Raw genomic sequence first — 24,062 nt, 5'->3', positions numbered from 1 at the left:
CCGTTTCGCCGCCGCTTCCGAGATAGCGTCTCGGCATGGTCACAGAGAGCGGCTCCGTACTGGTCGACATCCGGAAGTACGACGGGAGCCTGAGCGCGCGGTGGACCGCCACCCGGCTCGGTGAGGACGAGCACGGTGTGTGGCTGGGCACTCCGCAGGGCGTTCCCGTCAGTTCGGCCAAGGGTGGCTGGACGACCCGGTCCGCGTATGTGCTGTTGGCCCCGCGCGACGAGTGGTGGATCGCCACCTTCTGCGCGGAACCGGGGCCCGAGATGTACTGCGACGTCTGCACCGTGCCGGAGTGGGACGCGGACGGGACCGTCCTGCGCACGGTGGACCTCGACCTCGATGTCGTGCGCCCCCAGGGCGGCGAAGCCCATATCGAGGACGAGGAGGAGTTCGCCGAACACCGGGTGCGCTACGGCTATCCCGAGGACGTCGTCGACAAGGCGCTGCAAGCCTGCGCGTGGCTGATGGAGGCGGGGCACCGCAGTGGTGACGGGACCGAACCCTTCGCTTCGGCGTACCGGCACTGGCTCGGCCTCATCACGTAACCCTGAGCCGGCTCTCGTCAGGCGGAGTCGTGCCCGGCATTGAGCCTGACGAGGGGCAGGAACAGCAGGTCCACGACCTCCTCCAGGTCGGCTTCGGAGGGCGTGCGGTGGGCCATGAGGATTTCATGGAGGACCAGGACGACCGGGAGTGCGACCAGCCGGTCGGGCAGCGGAACAGCCGGGTCGATCTCACCGCGACGCGCGGCCCGGTCCAGGACCGTGGGCATCCGGTCGCCGCCCGGGCCGCGATTACGGGACGCCAGGTATGCGGACTGCCCCGTGTCCTGCCCCTGTTCCGCGGCGAGCACCTGCCTCACGGGTGCGAGATCGGACATGGCCTCCTACAGCATCGTCAAGCTCCTCGAGAAGGAGCACGGCATCCCCTCGTCCGCGCGCGCCTATCCGGACATGCCCTGGGAACCGAAGGAAGCGTTCCACGCGCCCGCGGACCGCTACAGAGCCTTCGGGTAACCAGGCACCACTCTTCCGCTCCGTCCGTCCGTCCGTCCGTCCGAACAGGAACGGCACGGGACCCCGGAAATGTCACACGTCCCGGGGTCCCGTCGCCGCAGCACTTCCGTACGCCCGCCCGCGTGACCGGTACCCCACCGCCGAGGGCGGGCGCCGCGCTGTAGCCGGACGCCACCCGCCACGGCCCAGCAGGCAGTCGTCACCAGGACGACTTGGTCACCCCGGGCAGAAATCCGGCATGGGCCTGCTCCCGCATCCGGACCCGGGACAGCCCGAACTTCCGCAGATGCCCCCGGGGCCGCCCGTCCACACTGTCCCGGTTGCGGACGCGCGTGGCACTGGCGTCGCGCGGCTGGCGTCGCAACTCCTCGACAGCGGCCTGCCGGCCCTCCTCGCGCACCCCCTGGCCTCGGATGATCTCCTTCAGCTCGGCACGCCGTGCCGCGTAGCGCCCGACGGTCGCCCTGCGCTTCTCGTTCTGCGCGATCTTGCTCTTCTTCGCCATCAGACCTTCACCCCTCGCGCCCTGATGCGAGCCACCGCGGCCTCGACGCCGATGGAGTCGATCGTCTTGATCGCCTTCGCGCTGAGCGTCAGGCGCACATGCCTGCCCTCGCTCGGCAGCCAGTAGCGCTTGCGCTGGACATTCGGGTCGAACCGCCGCGAGGTGCGCCGGTGCGAGTGGGAGATCTTGTTGCCGAATCCCGGCCGGACGCCGGTCAGTTGGCAATGAGCGGACATGAAAGGTACCTGCCTCTCCTTGACGTCGACCCCCGTATTGAAAATGGAAACCATTGCCATATAGTAGCGCCATGGCTCGCAACGAACTACGCCCGGTCATCAAGCTCCGCTCCACCGCAGGGACGGGCTACACCTACGTCACCCGCAAGAACCGGCGGAACAACCCCGACCGCCTGGTGCTACGCAAGTTCGACCCGTTCGTACGCCGACATGTCGACTTCCGCGAAGAGCGCTGAACCCGCGCTCCGTCCCCGTCACCCCGATCCGAAGGACACCACCATGAAGCCAGGCATCCACCCCGCGTACGGCCCCGTCGTCTTCCGTGACAAGGCCGCCGGCTACGCCTTCCTCACGCGCTCCACCTTGACCGGCGAGCGCACCGTCGAGTGGGAGGACGGCCACACCTACCCGGTGGTGGACGTCGAGATCTCATCGGCGAGCCACCCCTTCTACACCGGCACCGCACGCGTCCTGGACACGGCAGGACGCGTGGAGCGGTTCGAACGCCGCTACGGCCGCCGTGAGGAACGGTGATGGAGGACGACAGGAAGCTGCCCGTGGTCCTCGTCAACGGGCTTCACTCCGACGCCCGCCGCGAGGTGGTGGAAGGGCTTCTCGCCACGGCGCCCAGCAGCGTCGCCCTGCACCACGATCTGAGCACCGCGGACAGGGGAACCGTCCGGCGGACGGTTCGCGACGCCTCCGGCGAGCTGTCGCACGGCGAGGCTCCCCTGGTGAACGACTGCGCCTGCTGCGCCTTGAGGGAGGACCTGATCCCGGAGCTGGAGCGCCTCGCGGTCGCAGGAGTCACCGCGCTCGCCGTCGTCGAACTCTGGGACTCCGTCGAGCCGAAGGCGATGGCCGAGGTCATCGCCGTCCACGGCCGAGGGTGGGCCGAGGTGACCGGCGTGATCACCGCGGTCGACCCCGCTCTGGTCCTGCCCTGTCTCGCGAACGGCGACGATCTGGCGGAGGCGGGACTGTCGGCGGCACCGACCGATCAGCGTACGGTCGGCGACACCTGGGCCCGTCAGCTGGAGTACGCGTCCGTCATCGCCCTCGTCGACAGCGAGGACGCCGACGACCAGGACCGGGCGCTCGTCGGCCAGTTGCATCCGACGGCGCCCCAGGTCCCTGCCGGATCGGAGGCACTGGCGGAGCTGGCCCTCGCGGGCTTCGACGTGGAGGCGGCGGGCGCGGCTCAACACCCCGCCTGTGCCCTGCTCCCCCAGGAGTCGGAGGAGGCCGGTGTCAGCACCCTGGTATGGCGCGAGCACCGCCCGTTCCACCCCGGGCGTCTCTTCGAGGCGCTGGAGGACCTGAGCTGCGCCGCCACCCGCAGCCGCGGCCGTTTCTGGCTCGCAGACCGGCCCGACACGTTGCTGTCCTGGGACGCAGCGGGTGGCGCGCTCTGTGTCGAGAACACCGGCCCCTGGCTCGCTTCCCTGCCGGATGCCGCCTGGGACATGGTTCCTCCGTTCCGCCGCGCCGCCGCCGCACTCGACTGGCACCCGGAGGTCGGGGACTGCTGCCAGCACCTGGTGTTCGTCTCCCCCGGCCTCGACCGCGACGGCCTCACCTCATTGCTGGAGTCCTGCCTGCTCACCGACGCCGAATACGAGGCCGGCCGCGAGGCGTGGAAGAGGCTGCCCACCGCGTTCGGCCCCCTCCTCGACCCGGTCCGCTGACCACCACCCCACCACTACGGAGGAAAACCGATGGCACGCCGCCAAGAGATCCGGAACCCCCTCGAGGCCCGGCCGAACCCGCTCGACGCCGCCGGGATCACGTACATCGACCACAAGGACACGGACCTGTTGCGGACGTTCGTCCCGGACCGCGGGACGATCCGCAGTCGCAGGGTCACCCGCATCACGGCACAGCAGCAGCGCCAGGTCGCCGCCGCTGCCAAGAACGCCCGGGAGATGGCGTTGCTTCCGTACTCCGGCTCTCGCACGTGACCGGCCCCGGGCCGGCCTGCGGGCCGTTCCGTACGGGGTGTCAGTAGTACTGAGCCAAACAGAACTCATGCCCCTCGGGATCGGACATCACGACGACCACGCCCTCGTCGTACTCGTGCCGCTCGCCGGTGGGACTGCCCCCCAGGGAGACGACCTGGGCGATGCCTTGCTCGATGTCGTCCACCACGACGTCCAGGTGCAGGCGCACCTTGCCCTGATTCGGCTCCGTCACGGGCTGGAAGACGAGGCGCGGCTGGGGGTCATCACGGTGACCGAGATAGACCCAGCCCGGCATGGAGGGGCCCGGGGGGCGGTCCAGCAGGACACTCCAGAAGCTCGACACCCGCTCCACGTCGATGCAGTCGACGGTCACTCCCGCCCAGCGGTTGGCCACGATGCAGTCCCCTCGTCGCTTCGTACGTCGTCGGCCCGGGCACGCACGGTCCCCTGCGGGCCTGCGGTGAGCGGCACGGCAGGTGCCCGGTGCCGACCGGCAGATCCTACGGCCACCCCCGGTCGGAGCCGGCGTCCTCAACGGCTCGCAGCCACAGCACGACCTGCGCGCCCGCTCTCAGTCCGCCCGTGGGGCGTAGACGATGTCCGGCCTGGGCGGCTCACTCATGCCGGCGCCCAGGAAGTAGTCCACCTCGTGCGACTGCATGTAGCCCTTGACCGTCATGTCGTTCCGGTACGCGGGGTTGTGGGCGAGGGTGTAAAGGCGTGTGTCCGTCGGCTGGTTCGTGGTGAAGACGATGAGCTCGTCGTAGTCGGCGTCGGTGTACACCGCCTCCTCTCTCCAGTCACCCATGATGTCGCCGACCAGAGTGGGGTTTCCGGCGCTGCCCACTCCTGTCGCCCCGAACTTCGACGTGGTCAGCACCCTCGGGAGGCTGTTGCTCGGTGCGGGACTCCCGGGGTTCCACTTCTCCAGCTTGCCGTTGTTGAGCAGTTCCATGGTGCGGTCGCCGTCCCACCAGATGCCCAGTGCCGGCCAGGGGGCCAGTGAGGTGTCGGATGCCGTCAGCGTGTTGTCAGGCGCGTTATAGACACCGGAGAACGACCACGCCTCCATTCCCGGGTGGCTCGGATCGATGTCCCCGACGAGGCCGCGCCCCACATCGCCGACGCCCTCCTCGCTGTGCTGCCAGATCATGCTGCCGTCGGCAGCGTCGTAGTAGTACTCACGCAGTCCGCTGGGGTTGTCCTGCTGGATGCCGTAGCCCTGGAGGCCGGGACGGTCGGGGTCCATCTTCGCGATGTAGAAGCGGTCCCCGTGGATGACTCCCTCGGGCTCCAGGGAGTAGCGCAGGGTCCCGTCGCCGTTGAGGACGAAACCGATCTCGACGATCTCGTCCTTGCCGTCGCCGTCGACATCGACGATCCGTGTGCTGTGCCCGTCGGGGGCGTCCTGGTCGCCACGCAGCCACTTCCACTGCCGTTCGACGGTGCTGCCGTCGAACCTCCAGGCGGTGGTCATGAGGTTGAAGGCGCCGCTCCCGACGCGGTTCTTCATGAAGGCGACGAGGCTGGGTGTGGAGCCGTCCAGGTAACCGACGCCGAAGCGCGCGTACATGGGCCCGTCGGCGAGGTAGTCGTCCGGGACCGGGGCCGTGGCCCTCGCGGCTCCCGTGCGTCCGTCGAGGACAGCGATGAACTGGTGCTCGTCGTCGCTGTGGGAGAACGTCTCGCCGTCACCGAACGTGACTCCGTTCGCGATGCGGACGGCCACTTCGGCACGGCCGTCACCATCGAGGTCGTGGACGGTGACGCCGTCCCAGTTCCCCACGTCGATGGTGGCCGAGCCGCCCTCGATGTTGTTCTGGTCGGTGCTGTTGGGGCCCATGTCCATGCGCCAGAGCAAGGTCCCGTCGCTGCGGTATGCCTCGATCTTCTGAGGAGACGTCTGGCGGTCCACCACGTAGTCGTACGTGCCGTCGCCGTCGAGGTCTCCGACCCAGGTGAACTTGACGGGGCCGCCCCCCTCGAGAGGGATGCGGACGACGGGTTCCTGGGCATGGTCCGCGGTGAGGGTGAACGCCTTGCCGGCGGACTGTTCCTTGCCGCCGACCACCGGACGCACCCGGTAGCTGTTGCTCTTCGTCAGGTCCGCGTTGCCGTCGACGAAGTTCGTCGCGCCTGTCAGGACCTGGGAGTTGAGCTTCGTCGAGGACGCCCCGTCCGTGGAGCGGTAGACGTTGAACCCCGTGTCCTCGGGGTCCAGACCCAGGAGGCGCCACGAGATCAGCACCTCGGTGCTGTTCCTGCGTACGGCCACCAAGGCGCGGTCGAGATTCTCCATCGTCCGCGCGGCGGCCGCCGTGGTCGTGACCGGCCCCCGGCCGCTGCCGCCGGGGGCGGCTTCTGCCTGCGGGAGGCCCGGGAGCAGCGCTGCGGTTGCCGTGATAACGGCTGCGGCGACGGCCGCCGTCCACCAGGCCGTGCCCGATCGTTGCTTGCGGTGCAGGTGCACGAAGACCTCCATGGCTTCGTCTACGGATGCTGGGGGCCGTTTTCGTCCCGTGCGCGCGCACCACCCCGTTGAGTGATCGCGCTCTCGACTCACCCAGTGTTTCAACATGCTTCGTTTCGACGCATGTTGGTGTCCATCCGCACCGCGCGTCAATGCTTCGGACAGAAGAGAGCCGGGTGTCAACCACGCCCCATGTGCCGCCTCCCCCGGGCTGAAGTTGGACTGAAGCACCTCCCACCTCGCCTCCGGCCCGGACTGCACCGCCGATTGTCCGCTGCATCAGACTGAACGCTAGAGAACCAGATTGAACTTTTCTGTTGACGTGAGCCTGCCTCTGCAGCACAGTGCAGTGGCGCGGCTCGCCGGCAGGTTTTGCCACGCGCACTCCATCCGGCGGCTCGGGGCCATGAGCCGGTTGCGCACGCCGTGCCCCGTCCCGCCCTCCTCCACTCATCCACGGACCAGTTCGGGAAGGGACTCCCCCATGCGTCCGCAAGCCCGCACGACCCGATACACCGGCGGCGTAGCGATGCTGACGGCTCTCACCGCTCTGACGGCGGTCCTCGCCTCACCCGCTCACGCCGACAGCGGCCGACCGCACGAACTCCCCCGCGCCTGCGTCGCCACGGCGGACGGTGTGGACTGTCACTTCGACCTGGAGCCTGGCAACTACCAGGTGTCCGTGCTGCTCGGCGGTGCCACTGCCGGCAGCACGAGCATCAGCGCCGAGCAGCGCAGGACCGTGCTCGCCACGACGGCGACCGAACCGGGACGCGTGGTCCGCGAGAGCTTCACCGTGAACGTCCGGGCCGTCGAGGGCGAGCCGACCGGCGATACCGGTACCCCGGGCCTGGACCTGCGTTTCCGCGGATCCGCTCCGTTGCCCGCCGGACTGCGGGTGACCCCTGCCCGTCACGCCCGGCAGATCCTGCTGGCCGGGGACTCCACCGTCTGCGACCAGCCCAGGGACCCCTACACCGGCTGGGGCCAGGAGCTTCCGCAGCTGCTGCGGAAGGGGGTCTCCGTCGCCAACTACGCCGATGGCGGGGAGAGCACGGTCAGCTTCCTGAGCAACCCGCTGCTCTTCGACGCCGTCGAATCCGGGGTGCGCCGCGGTGACCTGGTCCTGATCCAGCTCGCGCACAACGACAAGTCCACCACCGCTGAGGACTACCGTGCCAACCTGACCGAGATGGCGGAGCGGGTCACGGCACGCGGGGGCGAGCCTGTGTTCGTCACTCCCATCGTCCGGCGGCGTATGCAGAAGGACGGCACCCTCGACGAGGTGGCCCAGCATGTGATGGCGGCGAACCTTCCGGTGGAGATGCGCTCACTGGCGGCCGAGCTGGGTGTTCCCGTCGTCGACCTCACCGCCCGGACGAAGGAACTGGTCGAAGGTCTGGGTATCGAGGCCTCCAAGGACCTCTATCTGACGAAGGTCAACGGGGACAACACCCACACGTCCGTCCAGGGGGCGAAGACCTTCGCGGGGATCGTCGTCGACGAGCTGCGGGGCCAGGGCCTCGTGCCCGCGCGGATGGTGCGCTGACGGGGCGAGGGCCTTCAGGCCCCGGCTCGCGTGCCGCAGGACGAGCGGATGGTGAGCCGGGGCTGCACGAACAGCTGGCGGACGGGGACGGCCTGCGGGTCGGGGGCGTCGAGACGGTCCAGGAGCAGGCGGGCGGCCTGCTGCCCGATCTCGTGTTTGGGGGGTGCGACGGCCGTCAGCGGCACGTCGGCAAGCGATGCGATCTCGTCGTCGTAGGCGATGAGGGCCAGATCCTCCGGCGCCTGGAGGCGGCGGAGGCGCATGCGCCGCATCATTTCGATCGCGTCGTGATCGGAGTGCACCAGCGCTGCGCGGACCCCGCCGGCCAGGCATTCGTCGATGAACTGGTCGTACTGCGCGGCAGCTTCCCCCGACCCCAGCGTGGGCCGTCCGCTGTCGAGCACGGGTGCGTCCCCCTGGAGCCCCAGCCGGTCGACCGCAGCCTCGTGGCCGGCGCGCAACAGGGCCGCGGTGGGGCTGCCGTTCGTGAAGAGTCCCACCTTGCGGTGGCCCAGCCCGACGAGGTGGCGCACGGCTGCGAAGGCGCCCTGCCGATGGTCGGTGGCCACGAATTCGCAGGAGGCGAAGGGGTCGTGGGGCTGCCGTTCCAGCAGTACGTAGGGCAGGCCGGTGCTCTCCAGCTCGTCGAGGGTCTTGTCGGGCAGGTCGTGTCCCCCCGGAGAGGCGACGAGCAGACCTGACGCGCCGGAGGACGCGAGCTCCTCGATGCGCTGCGCGTCGCTCTCGTGTGTGTAGTCGGTCAGGCTGATGACCACCCGGGCGTCGTGTGCGGCCGCCACTTCCTGGACGCCGGCGACCACACGCGGGTAGTAGTACGTCGCCGACGGCACGATGAGCCCCAGGGTCCGGGCCGCCCTGGCCGGGTGTCCGCCTGCGGCGGGTCCCCGCGCGGTGCCGTGTACGGCTCCGGACCCGGGCGTGGCCAGCATCGCGCCGCCGCGCACCCGGCTCAGCGCGCCTTCCTCCTCGAGGTCGAGAAGGTCTCGCCGCACGGTGGCCCGGGAGACCCCGAGTCGTGCGGCGAGTTCGACGACCTTGAGGCCGCCGGAAGCCCTCAGCTCGCTGAGCAGTCGCTCGTGTCGCTGAGCGACGAGCATGTCGGTCATGGCTTCCCCTCCGGTGAACAGATTCTGACAATCTTAGAGGAGAATGATCGATCTTGCTCTGAGCTGGGGCGTTCCGGCCTCACGTGCATTTCCGGCTCAGGCCTTGTCCCCGACCAGGGCAAGACACTGGATGGCGGCGAGCCCGAACTGTGCGCTGGCGTTCGCGGAGAGGCTTGCCTCGTCGACGGGATTGAGGGCCGCGGGGCCCTCGACCCGGTGGGACGTGAAGTCGTGGTCGGCGGGGTAACCCGCGTGTCCGGTGCGCAGTTCCTTCCACGCGCGCGAGGCGAGAGTGTCGTCGTCGAGCTGGTCCGCCGCGTAGGCGGTGGCCCGCGCGTACGCCTGCCGGAGGTTGAGGTTTCCCCAGTCCGATCCCGTGGCCGCCCGCTGTTCGTCCTTCGTGGCGTTGTACAGGCGGCAGAAGTCCACCCACTTGTTCCTGACGACGTCGTCATCGACGAGGGCGACGACCTCGGTCATGACCTCGATCAGTCCGAAGACCGAGCTCAGGGAACCCACGGACACACTGGGCTCGGCGGGGCCGGAGAACTTCCCGTCCGCGAGGTTGTACGTGACGTCACCGCTCTGCACCCATCCGTTGGGCAGCGCCGCGATGGTGGCGGCACCGTTGACCAGCTTCGTGCGGGCGATCGATCTGCCGTGCCGCTCCCACTCGGTGAGCCAGGCCATGGCCAGTGCGCCCCAGTCGGTGGTCTTTCCCACCGGCATCGCCTTCGGGTCGGGTTCGAAGGGGTCGCCTTCCTCCCTGAGCTTTCGTCCGGGGTCGAGGACGAGGAAGCTGCGGTCGGAGTCGACGAGTTCGTGCAGGACGTCGCCGACGCGTTCGTCCGCGGTGAGGAAGTAGAAGATGCGCTTGTAGGAGGCGTTGCTGATGCGTACCTGCTTGGCGCTGTCGCCCCAGTGCATGACGCCGTGCCGGGTCCCCAGGCCCTGGTACTTGCCGATGTGGTACATGTCCACCTCGCCGGTGTGGCGGGTCATCGCCTCGGCGAAGCGGAAGGCCTCGGCGTCCCCGGTGCGCAGGTAGTGGTACCAGAGCCACAGGTCGGTGGAGAGCTCGGAGTTGTCCCAGGCGTAGCCGCCGACGTCGTAGGACCACGTGTGCCGGTCGCCGTCGTAGCTGTGCATGATGTCGCCGTAGTCCCAGAAGCCGTACCAGGAACGCTGGTCCACCTGTTCACGGTGGTAGCGGTGGATGGCCTGGAGCTTGTCCTCGATCTCCGCCTTGGCCGGCACCGAACGGTCCACCGGGCTCCACGAACCGAAGATCTTCGCGCTGTGGTTGTGCTCGGGGCTGCTGGCGAGCAGGGGAGGCGTCGCGTTCGCCGCCGCGAGTGAGGCGAAACGCTCGGCGGTGGGCGTTGCCTCCAGAGCCCAGAAGGTCATCTCGGTGGTGCGGGCGACGCCGTAGGGGGTCCCGAAGCCCGGTTCGTAGTCCTCGTAGGTGATCTCCAGGCCTTCCAGCTGCTCGGGGTAGGTGTCCTGCCCCATGCCGTCGTGGTAGAAGCGCAGGTCCATGGCTTCGGCGCGCGGCGACCACATCCACACCGTTACCTGGGCCTCCGTGTCCGCCGCACCCGCGATCTCCAGCTCGGTGGGGTGCAGTTGCCAGAAGTTGCGCATGCCGAAGGCGAGACCGCCCGTGGGTGAGCCCACGTAGCCGAGACCTTCCGCGCGCTTGCCCCCGTCCACGCGGACCCAGGAGTGGCCGGGCTTCGTCCGCTTGTGGATCTCGAAACCGTTGGCGTTGAGCTGCCGGAGGCTGTAGTCGCCGAACGCGGGGATGTACTGCAGACGGGAGGTGACACGGTTGTCCCAGGTACTCGTGCCGGGAGTCGCCCTGCCCTCGTGCTGTGCCGTACGCACGGCCGCGCCCGGGTCGCGTCGCAGCCCGGTGATGCCGCGGACGGCCTCGGAGAGCACACCCTGGTCCTGTCCGGCGAAGCGGATGTGCCGGTCGTGCAGCTCACCGCGCATCGGCACACCGAACCGGATACCGAGACCACTGATGAAGTCCTTCTTCTCGTCGCCGTCGAACACGAAGTTGTGCACCGTGCGTATGCCGTCCGATCCGGCGTACAGGTAGAAGCGCACGACGAAGGGCAGCCAGGCCCGGCGCCCCTTCCTGTGCTTCCCTTCCACCTTGATCACGGCGCGTACCGGGCCGTCCTGCTCGACGGTCACGGTGCTCACGATGCCGGTGTACGACTCGGACTTGACCACCGGTGACGGCTCGGTGCCGGGACGGTCCTGGCGGGAGGCGATGAGGTGGCCGTTCCTCGCGATCACCGTGCTTCCGCGGCGGATCGACTTGATGACGTGATCGCCCCTGCGGGGGAAGACCACTTCGATCACGCCGGTGCTCACGGTGATCTGGTCACGTCCGCTGTGCACCGTGACGGCGGTGGCCGGCCGGGCCGCGGTCCCGGCCGACAGCCGGTAGCTCTCGCTGCGGTCTCCCGCGCCGCTGATGGCGTGGGCGGTCCACTTCACGGAGCCGTCCGGCCACCAACCGGTCGTCCAGCTCTGGACGGGGACGTCCTTGCCGGACTCCGTGGTCAGCGAGAACGACTGATCGGATGCGAACGACCCCGCGGGCCAGGGCACTCCCCACGTGGTCCCGCCCGCGAGTTCGGCCGGGGCGTCCTTCTCCAGCCAGCGCAGGGTGACCGGGTCGTGGCCGTCGGCCTGGACCGGGGCCGCGGCCGGCCGGCCGTGCGGGCCGTCCGCGTGGGCACCTGCCGTGGAGCCGAGCCATGCGACCGCTCCTCCCGCGGTGGCGGATGTCAGTACGGACCGTCGACTGATCTGTCCCACAGTGTTCAACTCCTCTGAGCGGCGCCTGAGCGCTCACCGATGGACGGATTCCGAAGTAAGAGGTGGCCGGGCGTCCGGCTCGCGGACCGTCGACGTCACATCGCTGCGCGGGGGCAGGTGACGGCGAGCCCACGAAGGCGGAGACGTGGGGCTGCCCTGGAGGGCACCGGCCGCGAGGCGACAAGTCCGTCCGAAAGTCGGCCTGTTGCCTTCAGCGGCCCGCGCCGCGGTCACATGCTTACACCAGACGAATCACATGGACCAGAGTTGAAGCAAAACGCACGGCCGACGTTTCCCAGCAGTCGACCCTTCTTGGCCCGCAGAATGCGTACGAGACGGCATACACCAGGCAAATGTACTCCCTCGACAGGCTCGCATGAATCCCGCTGCCATCGATACCGGCCGCCTCAGGCCCGCATCGGCGCTTCACCAATGCCGCCAATGAATCAAGTTGAATCTTTGTGAAGCCTATTGTTCGGACCGTGATGGACGTGCACAATGCAGGACGTCGCACCGCCTGGGCTGTGAATCGTTCCAGGATCGACTCCACCGGAACGCGTACAGGTATCTGTCGACCTGTCACATGAGGGGAACGCATGCCCGTTCAGCTGTCAGGGTCCGTCGGCATCCTCTTCCAGGGAGACAGCATCACCGCCGCCGGTCGCGTCCCAGGCGACGACAACGACCTGGGACACGGCTACGTCAGGCTGATCGCCGACGCACTCGCCGTCTCGCATCCCTCGTCACGGGTCCACAACCGGGGCGTCAGCGGCAACCGTGCCGCAGACCTGCTCCAGCGCTGGGACTCCGACACCCTTTCTCTGCGCCCGGCCGTGCTGTCGGTGCTCGTCGGCGTCAACGACACCTGGCGACGCTACGACCGCGGCGAGACCACGTCCCACGAATCCTACGAAAACACCTACCGCGAACTCCTGCGGCAAGCGGCCTCTCAGGGGACCCGGCTCGTCCTCGTCGAGCCCTTCCTCGTGCCCGTCCGTACCGAGCAGTGGGCCTGGCGCGAAGACCTCGACGAGCGGATCCATGTCGTACGCCGGCTGGCGAGGGAGTTCGACGCGTCGCTGCTCGCCGCCGACGGTCTCCTCCACCAGGCGGCGCAGGAAAGCGGTGACCCCTCCGTCATCACGGAGGACGGTGTTCATCCGACGGCCGCAGGCCATGCGGTGCTGGCACGCGCGTGGCTGCGTCTGGTGCGGTGACACGGCGGACCGCCGTACGCCCCGCCCGTCCGGCGGCCTCGACGCGCGGGGTCGCGGGGCAGCCACCGACGACGTGTCGCCGCCCATGTTCTTCGAAGGAGCCTGATCTTGTCCTCGATGCCATCCACCCGTCCTCGTGCCGCCGTCGTGCTGAGCAGAGCGCTCAGGCACGACGTGTTCGGCCCCACCGGCTGGGCCGAACTGACCGAGCTGGCCGATGTCGTGGCCGAGTGCGAGGACAGCCGCGCGCTGAGTCTGCACCCCCGCCGGCACGAGGCCGAGGTGCTGATCACGTCCTGGGGTATGCCGCGGCTTACGGAAGACCTGCTCAGGGAGCTTCCCTCGCTGAGGACGGTGGTCCATGCCGCCGGCTCCATCCGCAAACTCATCAGCGAGGCCGTCTGGGCACGGAGCATCGTCGTGGTGTCGGCCGCCGACGCGAACAACGAACCGGTGGCCGAGTACGTCTACGCCCAGACCGTCCTCGCCCTCAAGGACGTCCACCGCAGAGCGCACCGGATCAGGAGCGAGGCGGAACTGCCGCCGCTGGACGGGATCCCGGGCATCTACGGGCAGCCCGTCGGTCTGGTCTCCTTCGGTTCGGCCGCCCGCAAGGTCGCCGCACGTCTGCGTCACCTGGAGTCCGACGTGATGGCCTGGGACCCCCACGTCCCACCTGAGACCCTCCGCCGGCTGGACGTCACGCCCGTCGCCGAACTCGACGAACTGTTCACCCGCTCCCGTGTGTTGAGCATCCACGCTCCACTGATCCCCGGGCGGACGGAGAAGCTGATCACCGGTGAGCTCCTTCGGCGTCTTCCTCAGGGGGCGACGCTCATCAACACCGCACGCGGCGCGGTGGTCGACGAGGACGCGCTGGCCGACGTACTGCGCGAACGCCCGGATGTGTACGCGGTGCTCGACGTGACCACACGCGAGCCGCTGCCCCCGGACTCACCGCTCCACGCACTGCCCAACGTCATGCTCACCGGTCATGTGGCGGGCACCGTGGGGGCGGAGCGCCGGGCCATGGGCCGGCTCGTCGTCGAGGAGCTCCGTCGCATCGCCGCCGGCTCCCCGCCCGCCCATGCCGTCTCCGCCCACGCCTCACTGCTACGCGCCTGAACACCCCGCCCCCGTCGGGCGGATCGTGTCCCAGGTGTTGACCACACTCTGAAAACGTTTTAATTTTCCGTCCACTTCACACCACAGCCGAGGAGGCTCCGTGGCAGCGCTGCTGCGCGAGCGCCCCGGGAAATCGGCCCACAGCCGCGCTTCCCATTCACCGCCAGGCGCTCAGAACAAGCAAAAACGTTTCCAGCACAAGCGAAGCATCGCGCTGTCCCTGCTCATGTTCGGCAGCTTCGCCTACTTCGTCGTCTTCCACTACGGCGCCCTCGCCGGCAACGTCATCGCCTTCAAGGACTACGTCCCCTTCGACGGAATCTGGGGCAGCGCGTGGGTCGGAGGCGACAACTTCCAGCGCATGCTGGAGGACGACGCCTTCTGGCATTCAGTGGTCAACACGATCGTGATCGCGGTCCTGCAGCTCGTCTTCTACTTCCCCGTCCCGCTCGCCCTGGCCCTGCTGCTCCACAGCCTCACCTGGGGCACGGTCCGCCGCTTCGTCCAGTCGATCGCCTACCTGCCGCACTTCGTGTCGTGGGTGATCGTCGTCGCCCTCTTCCAGCAGGTCCTCGGCGACACCGGCATGGTGAACGGCTACCTCCAGGACGCCGGCATCCACACGGTCGACATCATCGGCAACCCCGACGCCTTCAAACCGCTCGTGGTCGCACAGGTCATCTGGAAGGACGCGGGCTGGGGCACCATCATCTTCCTGGCGGCCCTGTCCCAGGTCGACGAGCAGCAGTACGAGGCGGCCGCCATCGACGGCGCGGGCCCCTGGCGCCGCTTCTGGCACGTCACGCTGCCCGCCATCCGGCCGGTCGTCGTGCTCCTGCTCATCATGCGGCTGGGCGACATCCTGTCCGTCGGCTTCGAGCAGATGCTCCTCCAACGCGACGCGGTCGGCCCCGGCGCGGCGGAGATCATCGACACCTTCGTCTACTACCAGGGCATCGTCGGCGGCGACTACGGCTACGCCGCGGCCGCCGGCCTGTTCAAGGGCCTCATCGGGGCCGCACTCGTCTACGCGGCCAACAAGGTGGCACACCGCCTCGGCGAGCAGGGGGTCTACAGGTGAGCACGCACGTACGCCCCGGGTGGATGGAGAAGCCCCGCCCTCTCACACAGGCCGGCAAGGCGGTCGCCCTCGTGGTCGTGGTGGCGCTGGTGTGCGTCCCCTTCCTGACGATCCTGTCCACCTCACTCGCCTCGCAGCGCGAGGTGGTGGACAACGGCGGCTGGGTCCTGTGGCCGACCGAACCGACGCTCGACGCCTACCGCGACATCCTGGACGGCGGGATCGTCACCCACGCGCTGGGGGTGAGCATCGGCGTCACCGCCGTCGGTACCGCACTCAGCCTGCTGTGCACGGTCTTCCTGGCCTACGCGCTGGCCCGGCCCAACGTGTACGGCAGCAAGCCGGTTCTGCTGCTCGTCCTGTTCACGTTCCTCTTCCCGCCCGGCATGATCCCCAGCTTCCTGGTCGTGAAGGAACTCGGCCTGCTGGACTCCTACGCCTCGCTGGTCCTTCCGGTGCTGGTCAATGTGTTCAACCTCGTCGTGCTCCGCGGGTTCTTCCAGGGCATCCCCGAGGAGATGTACGAGGCCGCCCGCCTCGACGGAGCCGGCGATCTGCGCATCCTGTGGTCCATCGTGCTTCCCCTGTCCAAGGCCGCACTCGCGGTGGTCGGCCTGTTCTACGCGGTGGCGTACTGGAACTCCTGGTTCTACGCCTCCCTGTACATGGAGAGCGACCACTGGCCGCTGCAGCAGGTCCTGCGGACCTACGTCGTCGCCGGTGAGGGCCTGACCGACACGACGACGGGTGAGGGCACCGTCAGCGCTCCGCAGACCGTGCAGATGGCGGTCCTGGTGATCGCCACGGTCCCGATCCTGCTCGTGTACCCGTTCCTCCAGAAGTACTTCACCAAGGGCGTGCTCACCGGCGCCATCAAGAGCTGACCTTCCCCTTCACGAGCCGCACTCCGAAAGGTCGAACAGCCATGCCCAGAATGTCCAGGCGCACCGTTCTGCGCACCATGGCGGCCACGGGCGCCGCAGCCGCCGTGCCGTCCCTCCTCACCGCCTGCTCCAGCTCCTCGAGCGGCGGCGACGTGTCCAACGCGGGCAAGAAGCTCGCTGCCTGGCCCGAGTACCAGGCGGCGCCGGGTGCGAAGCCCGACCTCGCCCCGACGGAGTCCGGGGTCCAGGCCGGATACACCAGCTACCCCGCGGACCTCGCCAAGACGGTCAAGCGCACGCCGGGCGACGGGAGCACCATCAGGGTCATGTCCGTCACCTTCGGCACCCCTCCGAAGCCGGCGGCGGAGAACCAGTACTGGCGTGCCGTCGAGAAGGCGCTCGGCGTCAAGATCGAGTACACCGTCATCCCGCAGGCCGACTACCAGAAGAAGATGGCGACCGTCATGGCCGGAGAGGCCGAGTCGCTGCCCGACATCATCAACATGTTCTCCGGCTACGTCCTGCCCCGGGAGGCGCAGTTCGTCCAGAAGAGGGCCCAGGACCTCACCCCCTACCTGTCCGGGGCGGCGATCAGCGACTACCCCAACCTGGCGGGCATTCCCGCTGCCGCCTGGCACGACATGGGCCGTATCGGCGGCCGGCTCTACGGCGTCCCCCTGGAACGCCCGGTGACGGGCTCGACCCTCTGGCTGAACCAGGACATGTTCACGGACGCCGGTATGAAGGAGGCCTGGGGCTCGGAGGACTTCGCCTCGGTCGCGAAGAAGGCCACCCAGGGCAAGTCCTACGCCTTGGGCGCCGCCAAGGGCTCGCTCTTCTGCAACGCGGTGCACTCCGCCGCCCACGGAGCCCCGCAGGGCTGGGCTGTCGACAAGGACGGCACGTTCCTCCCGAACTACACCGACGAACGGTACAAGGCTGCCGTCGCGTTCCAGTCGCAGCTGCGCAAGGACGGCTCCTACCATCCGGACGCGACGTCGCTGTCCTCCCCGGATCTCACCACGCTGTTCCTGAACGGCACCGTCGGATCCATGCAGAACGGATTCGGCGCCTACACGAGCCTCTACCCGGACTCGAAGGGGCTGCTCACCCCCGCCCCGGCCGTGCCGTACAGCGTGGACGGCACCCCGGGAGGTGCCGTCGCCGCCCGCCGTTCCTTCGGCTACACCATCCTGAAGAAGGCGAAGAAGGAACGCATCGAGATGCTCCTGCGCCTGCTCGACCACCTGGCGGCGCCGTTCGGCTCCCAGGAGTGGGAGCTGCTGCAGTACGGCGTGGAGGGCGTCCACTTCACCCGCGGCAAGGACGGCTCACCCCGGCGCAGCACGCTCGGGGAGGTGGAGAACATCACGAACCTGCCCTTCCGCTACCTCGCGGAGGGACCGCAGGTGCTGTTCGTCCCCGGGCGGCCGGAAGCGGTCCGCGCGCTGCACTCCTGGCAGCAGAAGGTCGTGCCCCTCACCATCCGCAACGCGTCCTACGGACTGGTCTCCCGCACCGACGTCGCTCAAGGAACCACCCTGAGGGCGCTGATGGAGGACACCGTGACCGCGGTGGTCGCCGGCCGGTCGTCGATGGCCGATCTCGATGCGGCGGTCAAGAAGTGGCGCGGCCAGGGCGGCGACAGAATAGCCGAGGAGTTCGCGAAGGAGCGCGCCGCCAACGGCTGACGGCGGGCGCGGGCGTCGGACACGGGAACGAGAGGAACGAGCATGGCGGCGAAGGGTCGGGTCACCATCCGCGAGGTCGCGGACCGGGCGGGGGTGTCCCCTGCGACGGTCTCCCGCGTACTGAGTGGCAACTACCCGGTGCCGCCTGCCACTCGTACACGGGTGCTCAGAGCGGCACAGTCCCTCGACTATGTCGCCAACGCCCACGCCAGGGCCCTGGTGGGGGGTGGCCGCAGCATGGTGGCCGTCGTACTGCGGCAACTCACCAGCCCCTTCTACGCGCAGGTGGCCGAGGGGGTGGAGGCCGAGGCTTCGGACCACGGCAGGCTGTGTCTGGTCGGGTCCACCGGTGGAGATCCTCGCCGGGAGACGGAACTCGTACAGCTCATGCGTGAGGAGGGCGCCGGGCTCGTCATTCTGGTGGGCGGGATCGTCGAGGACGACGCCTACCGGGAGCGGGTGACACGTTATGCCCACGCCCTGAATGCGGCGGGGTCGCGTCTCGTGCTGTGTGGCCGCCCCTCCCCCGACCCCCGACTGCCCGCCGTCGTGGTGGAGTTCGACAACGAGGCCGGGGCGCATGCCCTCACCGGCCATCTCGTCTCCGCGGGCCACCGGCGCATAGTGTTCCTCGGCGGCCTGCCGGGCAACACCGCCCTGGACGCGCGGGTCGCCGGCTACCGCGCCGCTCTGGCGGCCCACGGGCTCGGCGCCGGGAGTGAGGACGTCATCGACTGCGGCCTGGGCCGTGACGCCGGATACCGGGCCATGGCACAGCTGTTGACCCGGCGCAGCGACTTCACCGCCGTCTTCGCCGGGGACGACATGGTGGCGGCCGGAGCTCTGCGCGCCGTATCGGACGCCGGGTTGCGTGTCCCCGACGACATCTCCGTGGTCGGTTACAACGACATCCCGCTGGCCCAGGACTTCGATCCCCCGCTCACCACCGTCCGCACGCCCGCCGAGGAGCTCGGACGCGCCGCCGTGCGGCTGGCGCTCCGCGAGCCGGACGGGCTTCCGGCCTCGACCCGCCATGTGCTGGGCACGCACATCGTCGTGCGGAACAGCGTCGCCGCCCCCGCGGCCCACCGTGTACCGCGCATCACTGGAGGACTAGCTCCCGCATGACCGCTCCGCACCGCACGCACGACACGTACGCCCAGCCCCTCCCCGACACCCGGCTCTCGCCGTTCACGGGATACACCCGAGCCCACTGGGAGAGCCACGCGGACAGGCTGCTGGCCGGTCTGCTGCCCTATGCCACCCCCGACTTCGCCCAGTTCCGGCTTCCCGGCCGCACCGGGCACGCGGGGGCGTGGTCGGACGGGCTGGAGGGTTACGCCCGTTCGTTCCTGCTCGCGGCGTTCCGTACAGCGGGTGCGCAGGGCCGTGACGCTCCCGGGAGCACCGCCGTCACCGACCTCATCACCCGTTACGCGACGGGCCTCGCGGCGGGCACCGATCCCCGCCACCCGGAACGCTGGCCGCAGATCACCGACCGCTCGCAGCCCATGGTGGAGGCCGCGTCCATCGCGGTCGCCCTGCACGAGACACGCCCGTGGCTGTGGGACCACCTGCCGGACGCGGTCCGGCAGCGGGTCGCCGCATGGCTGGAGGGCTTCGTGGGCGCCCGGCCCAACGACTCCAACTGGCGACTCTTCCAGGTCATCACCGAGGAGTTCCTCGCATCGATCGGCGCCTCGTACCGGCAGAGCGAGATCGACTCAGGTCTCGCCCGCCTCGACGACTGGTACCGCGGCGACGGCTGGTACACCGACGGCGACGGCCGTAAGTTCGACTACTACAACGCTCTGGCACTGCACCTCTATCCCGCGCTCTGGTCGCGCATCGCCGGCGACCGCGCGGACGCCGCCCTGGTGGCCACCCACCGCTCCAGGATGCGGTCGTTCCTCGATACCCATCAGCACTTCTTCGGCTCGGACGGCGCGCCCGTCCACCAAGGGCGCTCGCTCACCTACCGGTTCGCCACCGCTGCTCCGCTGTTCGCCGGTGCTCTGGTGGACGCCTCCCCGCTGCCACCCGGCCGTACCCGCCGTCTGGCCTCCGGGGCCCTCCGGCACTTCGCCGACCGTGGTGCGCCGGACGGCGACGGGCTGCTGAGTCTCGGGTGGTACCGCCCCTTCCTGCCCGTCACGCAGCCGTACTCCGGTCCGGCCTCTCCCTATTGGGCGAGCAAGGCGTTCCTGGGGCTGCTGCTGCCGGCCGAGCACCCGGTGTGGACCGAGACCGAGGAGGCGGCCCCTGTCGACGTGTCCGACCGGCATCTGGCCCTCCCCGCTCCGGGCTGGCTGCTCCACTCCACGACCGGCGACGGCATCGTCCGCCTGGTCAACCACGGCAGCGACCGGCTGCCCCCGTCGCCGGCGGCGGCCCATCACAGCCCGCACTACAGCCGGTTCGCGTACTCCAGCGTCACGGCGCCGGAGACACCCCCCCAGGGCGAGCCGGACGGGCCGGACAACCACATCGCGCTGGTCGGGCCCGAGGGGCCGCCGACTCTCCGGAGCCGAATCCATCCGCTGCACACCGGCGATCGGCACGCCTCGTCCTGGCACACTCCCTCGGCCGGGGGAGGCGAGGGCGGGTACGGCCCGGGAATCGTGTCGACCAGCGTCGTGCACGGCCCGTGGGAGATGCGCGTACACCGGGTGCGGGCGGCTGCGGGGCTCTGCGTACGGGAAGGGGGCTGGGCCGTGGCGTGCGACGACGCTCCCCCCGTGGGGGAGACCGGCCCGGGCTGGGCCGTGGCCCGCAGAGCCGACGGGCTGACGACGGTGCTCGTGGGGGTGCTCGGGTGGGACGAGGACGGGCTCCTGCCGGATGGCGAGGTGGAGCAGGCATCCGACCGGAACGCCGTCGGGTACTTCTCGGCGACGCCCCTGCTGCGTCTGCCTCACCACCCGGGCGGCACACGGCTGCTGGCCACCCTCGTCGTGCTCACCTCGGATCCGCAGGTACACAAGGACGTCCCGGGCCTGCGCCGCCTCGCCCGCGTCTCCCCCACAGCCCACGGCATGATCGAGGTCCGGTTCCCCGACGGCACCAGCATCTGCGTCCAGGGAGGTCCGCCCACCGCTCACCCTGACCTGGACCTGGACCTGGCAGACGGTTCGCCGCCCGGAGCATCCCGCGGCTGACCCCGTGTCGCCTCGAACACCCGTCGGGCAGGGTGCCGCACTACCCGAACCACGATCCATAGGTTAGGTTAGGCATACCTAAGTAGCCGTAATGAGGTCTCCCCGCCCGCTCCTCTGGAGAACTTGGATGCGTCCTTTCAACTCCCGCGTCACACAGCCCACCCCCGCCGAACGCGTGCTGGCGATCCTGACCGCAGCCCATTCGATGACGGTGGTGAGCGACGGGCTCGACCCCGTCGAGGTGCACCGCCTCGACGGCACGGCCGCGATGGGCCACATCCACCTGCACGAACCGTCCGAGGCCGGCACCACCCGAACAGGGCCACGCATCCCTGTCCGGCTGGAGTTCACCGACATCGCGCCGACGCCCGTGCGGGACCGCACGCGCGCCCGCGTCACGGTGACAGGCCTGCTGTCGGCGCCGTACAGCACGGAGTCCGCGGAGAGCACCTGCATGGAGTTCGGCCAGGCGGTCTTCGAGGACCACAGGGGCCGCACCTTCGTCACGCTGGACACGCTGCAGGAGACGGCTCCCGATCCGATCGCCACCAGCGAGGCGGCGATGCTGACCCATCTCGTGGACGACCACGGCGAACTCGTCCCGCTGCTCCTCCGCCTCGTGCAACCGCAGCCGGACAAGGGAGCTACGCGCATCCTCCCGCTGGCGATGGACCGTTACGGCGTGACGCTGCGTCTGGAGTACCCCGGCACCCACCGCGACGTCCGCCTGCCGTTCGCGAAGCCCGTGGCCCGGCTCGACCAGGCCGGCCCTCAGATCCACGCCCTGCTGGCCGCCGCCCGTCGCGCTTCCCACCGCAATCAACTGCTCGCCTGACCACGGGCCGGAGCACCGCGCGGCACCTCTCGGCCACAGGCCCTACGGAGTGGAGGCGATCGCAGGGCGCCAGGTGTGCAGGACGACCGCTGTTCCCGCCACGGTCCGGTCCTCGTACATGGTGATCACTCGGCCGGGCTTGAGGTGCTGCCACCGCGGCGGGTCGAGGGGAGCGAGTCGTACGACAGGCTGCCCGCCGGGCCCCAGGAAGGGCGTCAACTCCACCCAGAGCCTTGCGATGTCGAGGACCGGTTCGCCGGCCGGGGTCCGGTTCCCGATGTCCCACATGGGCCGCAGGACGCCGTGACCGGAGAACGGCGTCCGGCGTCGCGCTTCGGCAGCCGGGCGGAGGGTGAGACCGGCCTGGATGATGCCGTTGCGGGTCTCGTAGCAGCGCCAGTGGCACCGGGCGGCACTCCTCTCCAGCCGCGCCTGTTCGGCGGCGGTGGCCAGGGTCTCCCAAAATCTGAGGGGAAGCGGGGGGACGTCACCGAGCTCCTCCAGCAGCCCGAGCGCCACGTCCCACTCGTCCCGAGTGAGGTGGTCCCAGACGTCGTTCACCGTCATGTCGTTCCCGGTGGCCCTCTCCTCGGGAACCAGCAGAGAAGCCGCTTCGAGCAGCTTGATGACGTCCATGCGCCGATTCTGGACCACGGGTCCCCGTCGGCGGCTCGAGATGCGGGTGCCGGCGGCCACGCAGCCGCGCCCTCCAGGACGTCGGCGCAACGCCCGCCGTACCGGCTGGGGTCGGGCAGGTCGCTGCGGCGGCCCTGCGCGCAGCCCTGACGTTGCCTCACCTAGAGGAACTAGGCTATACCTAGGAGCCCTAGGACGGGAGGACACATGGCACGCGTCGGGCTGACGGCGGAACGGGTGACGATCGCGGGCGCCGAACTGGCGGACGAGGTCGGGTTCGAGCAGGTGAGCATGTCGCAGGTGGCGCGACGGCTGGGCGTGAAGGACGCGAGTCTGTACACGCACGTCCGCGGCCTGGAGGATCTGCGCGGACGGATCGCGCTGCTGGCAGCGGACGAGAAGACCATCCGCATCGCGGAGGCGTCTGCCGGGCGGGCGGGCAGGGACGCGCTCATCGCGTTCGCCGACGCCTGGCGGACGTACGCCCGCGAGCATCCTGGCCGCTACACGGCGACGCAGACTCCGATCCAGATCGATCCGGGGCTGGCCGCAGAGGCACGCGGACCTCGCCGCGCGGTCGAATTGACCTACGGCATGCTGCGCGGCTACGGACTCGCCGAGCCTGACCTCACCGACGCGGTCCGATTGCTGCGCAGCACCTTTCACGGGTTCGTCGCCCTGGAGGCCGCAGGCGGGTTCGCGCACACGCGTTCGCCGCAGAAGTCCTGGGTGCGCGCCCTCGATGCCTTGCACACCCTCCTGGAGCACTGGCCCCCGTCCCGAGAAGGAGACTCCTGATGACCGGACCGACCATCGGCAGCCTGCGCGTCGACGGCGCGAGCCTGCACTACGAGGTGCGCGGCCGGGGCCCGCTCCTGCTGCTCATCCCCGGGGGGACCGGGGGCGCGGCCTCCTTCGACGGCATCGCCGAAGACCTGGCCACCGAGTACACGGTCGCGACCTACGATCCGCGGGGCATGTCCCGCAGCACGCTCGACGACCCCGAGGCCGAGCAGCGGGTGGCCGAGCACGCCGACGACGCGTTCCGGATCCTGGAACTGCTGTCACCGGACCGGCCCGTCCGGGTCTTCGGCGCAAGTTCGGGTGCGATCGCCGCCGTGCACCTCGTCACCACCCGCCCCGAACGGGTCCGACGCGTCGTGGCGCACGAACCGCCGGTGGTGGAGGTCCTGCCGGACGCCCCTGACCACCGCGCGCTCATCACACGCGTACAGGAGACGCTCCGCACACAGGGGCTCATGCCGGCCATGGCCGCGTTCGCAGCAGGGCTGCGGAAGGACGGCGGAACCGCCGAGCCCACGGCCGGGATCAGGCTTCCGCCGGAGGCCGCGGCACGGGCCGAGCGGACGATGTCCGACCTGCCGTACTTCGTCGGCCGTATCGTTCCCGGCTTCATGTCCTACGCCCCGGACATCCACCGACTGCGGGCGCTGTCGGACCGGCTCGTGCTCGCCTGCGGCCGGAACTCGCACGGGGAGTTGCCCCACCGTGCGACCGCCTTCCTGGCCGAGCGTCTCGGAGCGGAAATCCTGGACTTCCCCGGCGGGCACACCGGCCTGACCACGCACCCCGCCGAGTTCGGCGAGCTCCTCAGTAAGGCCTTCCGCGCCTAAAGCGTGTTGCAGAACGCTCGCAAGGATCACGTAGGAGCCCAGCCGCAAGAACGAACTGGGGGCGATAGGCAGCGAAAAGCAGGGCATAGC

At 69.5% G+C, this 24,062-nt stretch carries 25 protein-coding genes; 17 read left to right on the top strand and 8 right to left on the bottom strand.

All coding sequences use genetic code 11. The features are described from left to right. The first annotated feature begins 35 nt into the window (after positions 1-35). A complete protein-coding gene (locus ACFWFI_RS12385) occupies positions 36-554 on the top strand; it encodes a DUF402 domain-containing protein (RefSeq protein ID WP_387388302.1) in 519 nt (172 codons plus the stop codon). Between the two features lie 17 nt (positions 555-571). Here the strand turns inward: ACFWFI_RS12385 and ACFWFI_RS12380 are convergent, their stop codons facing one another. After that, positions 572-889, bottom strand: coding sequence for a TetR/AcrR family transcriptional regulator C-terminal ligand-binding domain-containing protein (locus ACFWFI_RS12380; protein ID WP_387388299.1), 318 nt, complete (start codon positions 887-889; stop codon positions 572-574). On the opposite strand from ACFWFI_RS12380, the gene ACFWFI_RS12375 reads away from it, so the two are divergent. Continuing rightward, the gene (locus ACFWFI_RS12375) at positions 888-1,025 is read left to right on the top strand and encodes a hypothetical protein (RefSeq protein WP_387388298.1); all 138 of its coding nucleotides are present in this window, start codon (positions 888-890) and stop codon (positions 1,023-1,025) included. The two genes, ACFWFI_RS12380 and ACFWFI_RS12375, sit on opposite strands and share 2 nt — an antisense overlap. A 199-nt stretch (positions 1,026-1,224) precedes the next feature. On the opposite strand, the gene rpsN is transcribed toward ACFWFI_RS12375, so the two are convergent. Both rpsN and rpmB read right to left on the bottom strand, forming a co-directional pair. Continuing rightward, the gene (gene rpsN / locus ACFWFI_RS12370) at positions 1,225-1,530 is read right to left on the bottom strand and encodes a 30S ribosomal protein S14 (RefSeq protein WP_387388295.1); all 306 of its coding nucleotides are present in this window, start codon (positions 1,528-1,530) and stop codon (positions 1,225-1,227) included. Then, positions 1,530-1,766: a 50S ribosomal protein L28 gene (gene rpmB, locus ACFWFI_RS12365; RefSeq protein WP_387388331.1), complete on the bottom strand. Its 237-nt coding sequence runs from the start codon at positions 1,764-1,766 to the stop codon at positions 1,530-1,532. Before rpmB ends, rpsN begins: the two co-directional genes overlap by 1 nt. Before the next feature lie 71 nt (positions 1,767-1,837). Here rpmB and rpmG point away from each other — a divergent pair, with 71 nt between their 5' ends. Genes rpmG through rpsR form a run of 4 tightly spaced genes read left to right on the top strand, consistent with a single transcriptional unit; the run spans position 1,838 to position 3,727 of the window. After that, entirely contained in the window at positions 1,838-2,002 is a 165-nt protein-coding gene (gene rpmG / locus ACFWFI_RS12360) for a 50S ribosomal protein L33 (protein ID WP_387388293.1), read from the top strand. 43 nt (positions 2,003-2,045) lie between these two features. Then, positions 2,046-2,300 (top strand): type B 50S ribosomal protein L31, encoded by a 255-nt coding sequence (locus ACFWFI_RS12355; RefSeq protein WP_387388290.1) that lies wholly within the window; start codon positions 2,046-2,048, stop codon positions 2,298-2,300. Next, entirely contained in the window at positions 2,300-3,454 is a 1,155-nt protein-coding gene (locus tag ACFWFI_RS12350) for a CobW family GTP-binding protein (protein WP_387388287.1), read from the top strand. Before ACFWFI_RS12355 ends, ACFWFI_RS12350 begins: the two co-directional genes overlap by 1 nt. A 30-nt stretch (positions 3,455-3,484) precedes the next feature. Then, complete coding sequence (gene rpsR / locus ACFWFI_RS12345) at positions 3,485-3,727, top strand: 30S ribosomal protein S18 (RefSeq protein ID WP_387388284.1); 243 nt, start codon at positions 3,485-3,487, stop codon at positions 3,725-3,727. A gap of 40 nt (positions 3,728-3,767) precedes the next feature. On the opposite strand, the gene ACFWFI_RS12340 is transcribed toward rpsR, so the two are convergent. Together ACFWFI_RS12340 and ACFWFI_RS12335 are read right to left on the bottom strand one after the other, a co-directional pair. Beyond that, positions 3,768-4,121: a VOC family protein gene (locus tag ACFWFI_RS12340; protein ID WP_387388281.1), complete on the bottom strand. Its 354-nt coding sequence runs from the start codon at positions 4,119-4,121 to the stop codon at positions 3,768-3,770. Positions 4,122-4,298: 177 nt separating this feature from the next. Continuing rightward, complete coding sequence (locus tag ACFWFI_RS12335; protein WP_387388278.1) at positions 4,299-6,209, bottom strand: rhamnogalacturonan lyase family protein; 1,911 nt, start codon at positions 6,207-6,209, stop codon at positions 4,299-4,301. A 472-nt stretch (positions 6,210-6,681) separates the two neighbouring features. On the opposite strand from ACFWFI_RS12335, the gene ACFWFI_RS12330 reads away from it, so the two are divergent. Beyond that, positions 6,682-7,746, top strand: a complete 1,065-nt coding sequence (locus tag ACFWFI_RS12330; protein ID WP_387388277.1) for a rhamnogalacturonan acetylesterase — start codon at positions 6,682-6,684, stop codon at positions 7,744-7,746. Between the two features lie 14 nt (positions 7,747-7,760). Here ACFWFI_RS12330 and ACFWFI_RS12325 read toward each other — a convergent pair whose 3' ends face one another. Together ACFWFI_RS12325 and ACFWFI_RS12320 are read right to left on the bottom strand one after the other, a co-directional pair. After that, positions 7,761-8,873 carry a LacI family DNA-binding transcriptional regulator gene (locus ACFWFI_RS12325; RefSeq protein WP_387388276.1) on the bottom strand — a complete coding sequence of 371 codons (1,113 nt, stop codon included), beginning with the start codon at positions 8,871-8,873 and terminating at the stop codon, positions 7,761-7,763. A gap of 96 nt (positions 8,874-8,969) precedes the next feature. Next, entirely contained in the window at positions 8,970-11,711 is a 2,742-nt protein-coding gene (locus ACFWFI_RS12320) for an exo-rhamnogalacturonan lyase family protein (protein ID WP_387388274.1), read from the bottom strand. Between the two features lie 596 nt (positions 11,712-12,307). Between ACFWFI_RS12320 and ACFWFI_RS12315 the strand changes: the two genes are divergently transcribed. The 8 genes from ACFWFI_RS12315 (at position 12,308) to ACFWFI_RS12280 (ending at position 21,702) form a co-directional block, all read left to right on the top strand. Further along, entirely contained in the window at positions 12,308-12,928 is a 621-nt protein-coding gene (locus ACFWFI_RS12315) for an SGNH/GDSL hydrolase family protein (RefSeq protein ID WP_387388272.1), read from the top strand. 117 nt (positions 12,929-13,045) lie between these two features. Further along, the gene (locus tag ACFWFI_RS12310) at positions 13,046-14,053 is read left to right on the top strand and encodes a hydroxyacid dehydrogenase (RefSeq protein ID WP_387388329.1); all 1,008 of its coding nucleotides are present in this window, start codon (positions 13,046-13,048) and stop codon (positions 14,051-14,053) included. Positions 14,054-14,279: 226 nt separating this feature from the next. Then, on the top strand, positions 14,280-15,134 hold the full coding sequence (locus tag ACFWFI_RS12305) for an ABC transporter permease (protein ID WP_387388326.1): 855 nt from the start codon (positions 14,280-14,282) through the stop codon (positions 15,132-15,134). Continuing rightward, positions 15,131-16,018 (top strand): carbohydrate ABC transporter permease, encoded by an 888-nt coding sequence (locus ACFWFI_RS12300; RefSeq protein WP_387388271.1) that lies wholly within the window; start codon positions 15,131-15,133, stop codon positions 16,016-16,018. Before ACFWFI_RS12305 ends, ACFWFI_RS12300 begins: the two co-directional genes overlap by 4 nt. A 41-nt stretch (positions 16,019-16,059) precedes the next feature. Beyond that, a complete protein-coding gene (locus ACFWFI_RS12295) occupies positions 16,060-17,709 on the top strand; it encodes an extracellular solute-binding protein (RefSeq protein ID WP_387388270.1) in 1,650 nt (549 codons plus the stop codon). Between the two features lie 42 nt (positions 17,710-17,751). Continuing rightward, positions 17,752-18,837, top strand: coding sequence for a LacI family DNA-binding transcriptional regulator (locus ACFWFI_RS12290; protein WP_387388268.1), 1,086 nt, complete (start codon positions 17,752-17,754; stop codon positions 18,835-18,837). Further along, positions 18,834-20,867 carry a DUF2264 domain-containing protein gene (locus ACFWFI_RS12285; protein ID WP_387388266.1) on the top strand — a complete coding sequence of 678 codons (2,034 nt, stop codon included), beginning with the start codon at positions 18,834-18,836 and terminating at the stop codon, positions 20,865-20,867. The genes ACFWFI_RS12290 and ACFWFI_RS12285 overlap by 4 nt, the downstream gene beginning before the upstream one ends. A 127-nt stretch (positions 20,868-20,994) precedes the next feature. Further along, complete coding sequence (locus ACFWFI_RS12280) at positions 20,995-21,702, top strand: DUF2470 domain-containing protein (RefSeq protein WP_387388264.1); 708 nt, start codon at positions 20,995-20,997, stop codon at positions 21,700-21,702. A 42-nt stretch (positions 21,703-21,744) separates the two neighbouring features. Here the strand turns inward: ACFWFI_RS12280 and ACFWFI_RS12275 are convergent, their stop codons facing one another. Then, a complete protein-coding gene (locus tag ACFWFI_RS12275) occupies positions 21,745-22,338 on the bottom strand; it encodes a hypothetical protein (protein ID WP_387388262.1) in 594 nt (197 codons plus the stop codon). Between the two features lie 207 nt (positions 22,339-22,545). Here ACFWFI_RS12275 and ACFWFI_RS12270 point away from each other — a divergent pair, with 207 nt between their 5' ends. Next, positions 22,546-23,136 (top strand): TetR/AcrR family transcriptional regulator, encoded by a 591-nt coding sequence (locus tag ACFWFI_RS12270; protein ID WP_387388261.1) that lies wholly within the window; start codon positions 22,546-22,548, stop codon positions 23,134-23,136. After that, a complete protein-coding gene (locus ACFWFI_RS12265; RefSeq protein ID WP_387388260.1) occupies positions 23,136-23,972 on the top strand; it encodes an alpha/beta fold hydrolase in 837 nt (278 codons plus the stop codon). Before ACFWFI_RS12270 ends, ACFWFI_RS12265 begins: the two co-directional genes overlap by 1 nt. Positions 23,973-24,062: the final 90 nt, after the last annotated feature.

The sequence above is a fragment of the Streptomyces sp. NPDC060209 genome, from assembly GCF_042728155.1.
Classification (GTDB): Bacteria; Actinomycetota; Actinomycetes; order Streptomycetales; family Streptomycetaceae; genus Streptomyces.
The sequence above is the reverse complement of the archived record's forward strand: the minus strand, read 5'-3'. Positions and strand labels throughout refer to the sequence as shown.

Bases quoted from the DNA above. Each gene is read 5' to 3' on its own strand.
- ACFWFI_RS12290 (WP_387388268.1), top strand. From the start codon at position 17,752: ATGGCGGCGAAGGGTCGGGTCACCATCCGCGAGGTCGCGGACCGGGCG.
- rpmG (WP_387388293.1), top strand. From the start codon at position 1,838: ATGGCTCGCAACGAACTACGCCCGGTCATCAAGCTCCGCTCCACCGCA.
- rpmB (WP_387388331.1), bottom strand. From the start codon at position 1,766: ATGTCCGCTCATTGCCAACTGACCGGCGTCCGGCCGGGATTCGGCAAC.
- ACFWFI_RS12335 (WP_387388278.1), bottom strand. From the start codon at position 6,209: ATGGAGGTCTTCGTGCACCTGCACCGCAAGCAACGATCGGGCACGGCC.
- ACFWFI_RS12310 (WP_387388329.1), top strand. From the start codon at position 13,046: ATGCCATCCACCCGTCCTCGTGCCGCCGTCGTGCTGAGCAGAGCGCTC.
- ACFWFI_RS12270 (WP_387388261.1), top strand. From the start codon at position 22,546: ATGGCACGCGTCGGGCTGACGGCGGAACGGGTGACGATCGCGGGCGCC.
- ACFWFI_RS12385 (WP_387388302.1), top strand. From the start codon at position 36: ATGGTCACAGAGAGCGGCTCCGTACTGGTCGACATCCGGAAGTACGAC.
- ACFWFI_RS12355 (WP_387388290.1), top strand. From the start codon at position 2,046: ATGAAGCCAGGCATCCACCCCGCGTACGGCCCCGTCGTCTTCCGTGAC.
- ACFWFI_RS12280 (WP_387388264.1), top strand. From the start codon at position 20,995: ATGCGTCCTTTCAACTCCCGCGTCACACAGCCCACCCCCGCCGAACGC.
- rpsN (WP_387388295.1), bottom strand. From the start codon at position 1,530: ATGGCGAAGAAGAGCAAGATCGCGCAGAACGAGAAGCGCAGGGCGACC.
- ACFWFI_RS12295 (WP_387388270.1), top strand. From the start codon at position 16,060: ATGCCCAGAATGTCCAGGCGCACCGTTCTGCGCACCATGGCGGCCACG.
- ACFWFI_RS12325 (WP_387388276.1), bottom strand. From the start codon at position 8,873: ATGACCGACATGCTCGTCGCTCAGCGACACGAGCGACTGCTCAGCGAG.
- ACFWFI_RS12285 (WP_387388266.1), top strand. From the start codon at position 18,834: ATGACCGCTCCGCACCGCACGCACGACACGTACGCCCAGCCCCTCCCC.
- ACFWFI_RS12350 (WP_387388287.1), top strand. From the start codon at position 2,300: ATGGAGGACGACAGGAAGCTGCCCGTGGTCCTCGTCAACGGGCTTCAC.
- ACFWFI_RS12305 (WP_387388326.1), top strand. From the start codon at position 14,280: ATGTTCGGCAGCTTCGCCTACTTCGTCGTCTTCCACTACGGCGCCCTC.
- ACFWFI_RS12275 (WP_387388262.1), bottom strand. From the start codon at position 22,338: ATGGACGTCATCAAGCTGCTCGAAGCGGCTTCTCTGCTGGTTCCCGAG.
- ACFWFI_RS12315 (WP_387388272.1), top strand. From the start codon at position 12,308: ATGCCCGTTCAGCTGTCAGGGTCCGTCGGCATCCTCTTCCAGGGAGAC.
- ACFWFI_RS12380 (WP_387388299.1), bottom strand. From the start codon at position 889: ATGTCCGATCTCGCACCCGTGAGGCAGGTGCTCGCCGCGGAACAGGGG.
- rpsR (WP_387388284.1), top strand. From the start codon at position 3,485: ATGGCACGCCGCCAAGAGATCCGGAACCCCCTCGAGGCCCGGCCGAAC.
- ACFWFI_RS12330 (WP_387388277.1), top strand. From the start codon at position 6,682: ATGCGTCCGCAAGCCCGCACGACCCGATACACCGGCGGCGTAGCGATG.
- ACFWFI_RS12375 (WP_387388298.1), top strand. From the start codon at position 888: ATGGCCTCCTACAGCATCGTCAAGCTCCTCGAGAAGGAGCACGGCATC.
- ACFWFI_RS12265 (WP_387388260.1), top strand. From the start codon at position 23,136: ATGACCGGACCGACCATCGGCAGCCTGCGCGTCGACGGCGCGAGCCTG.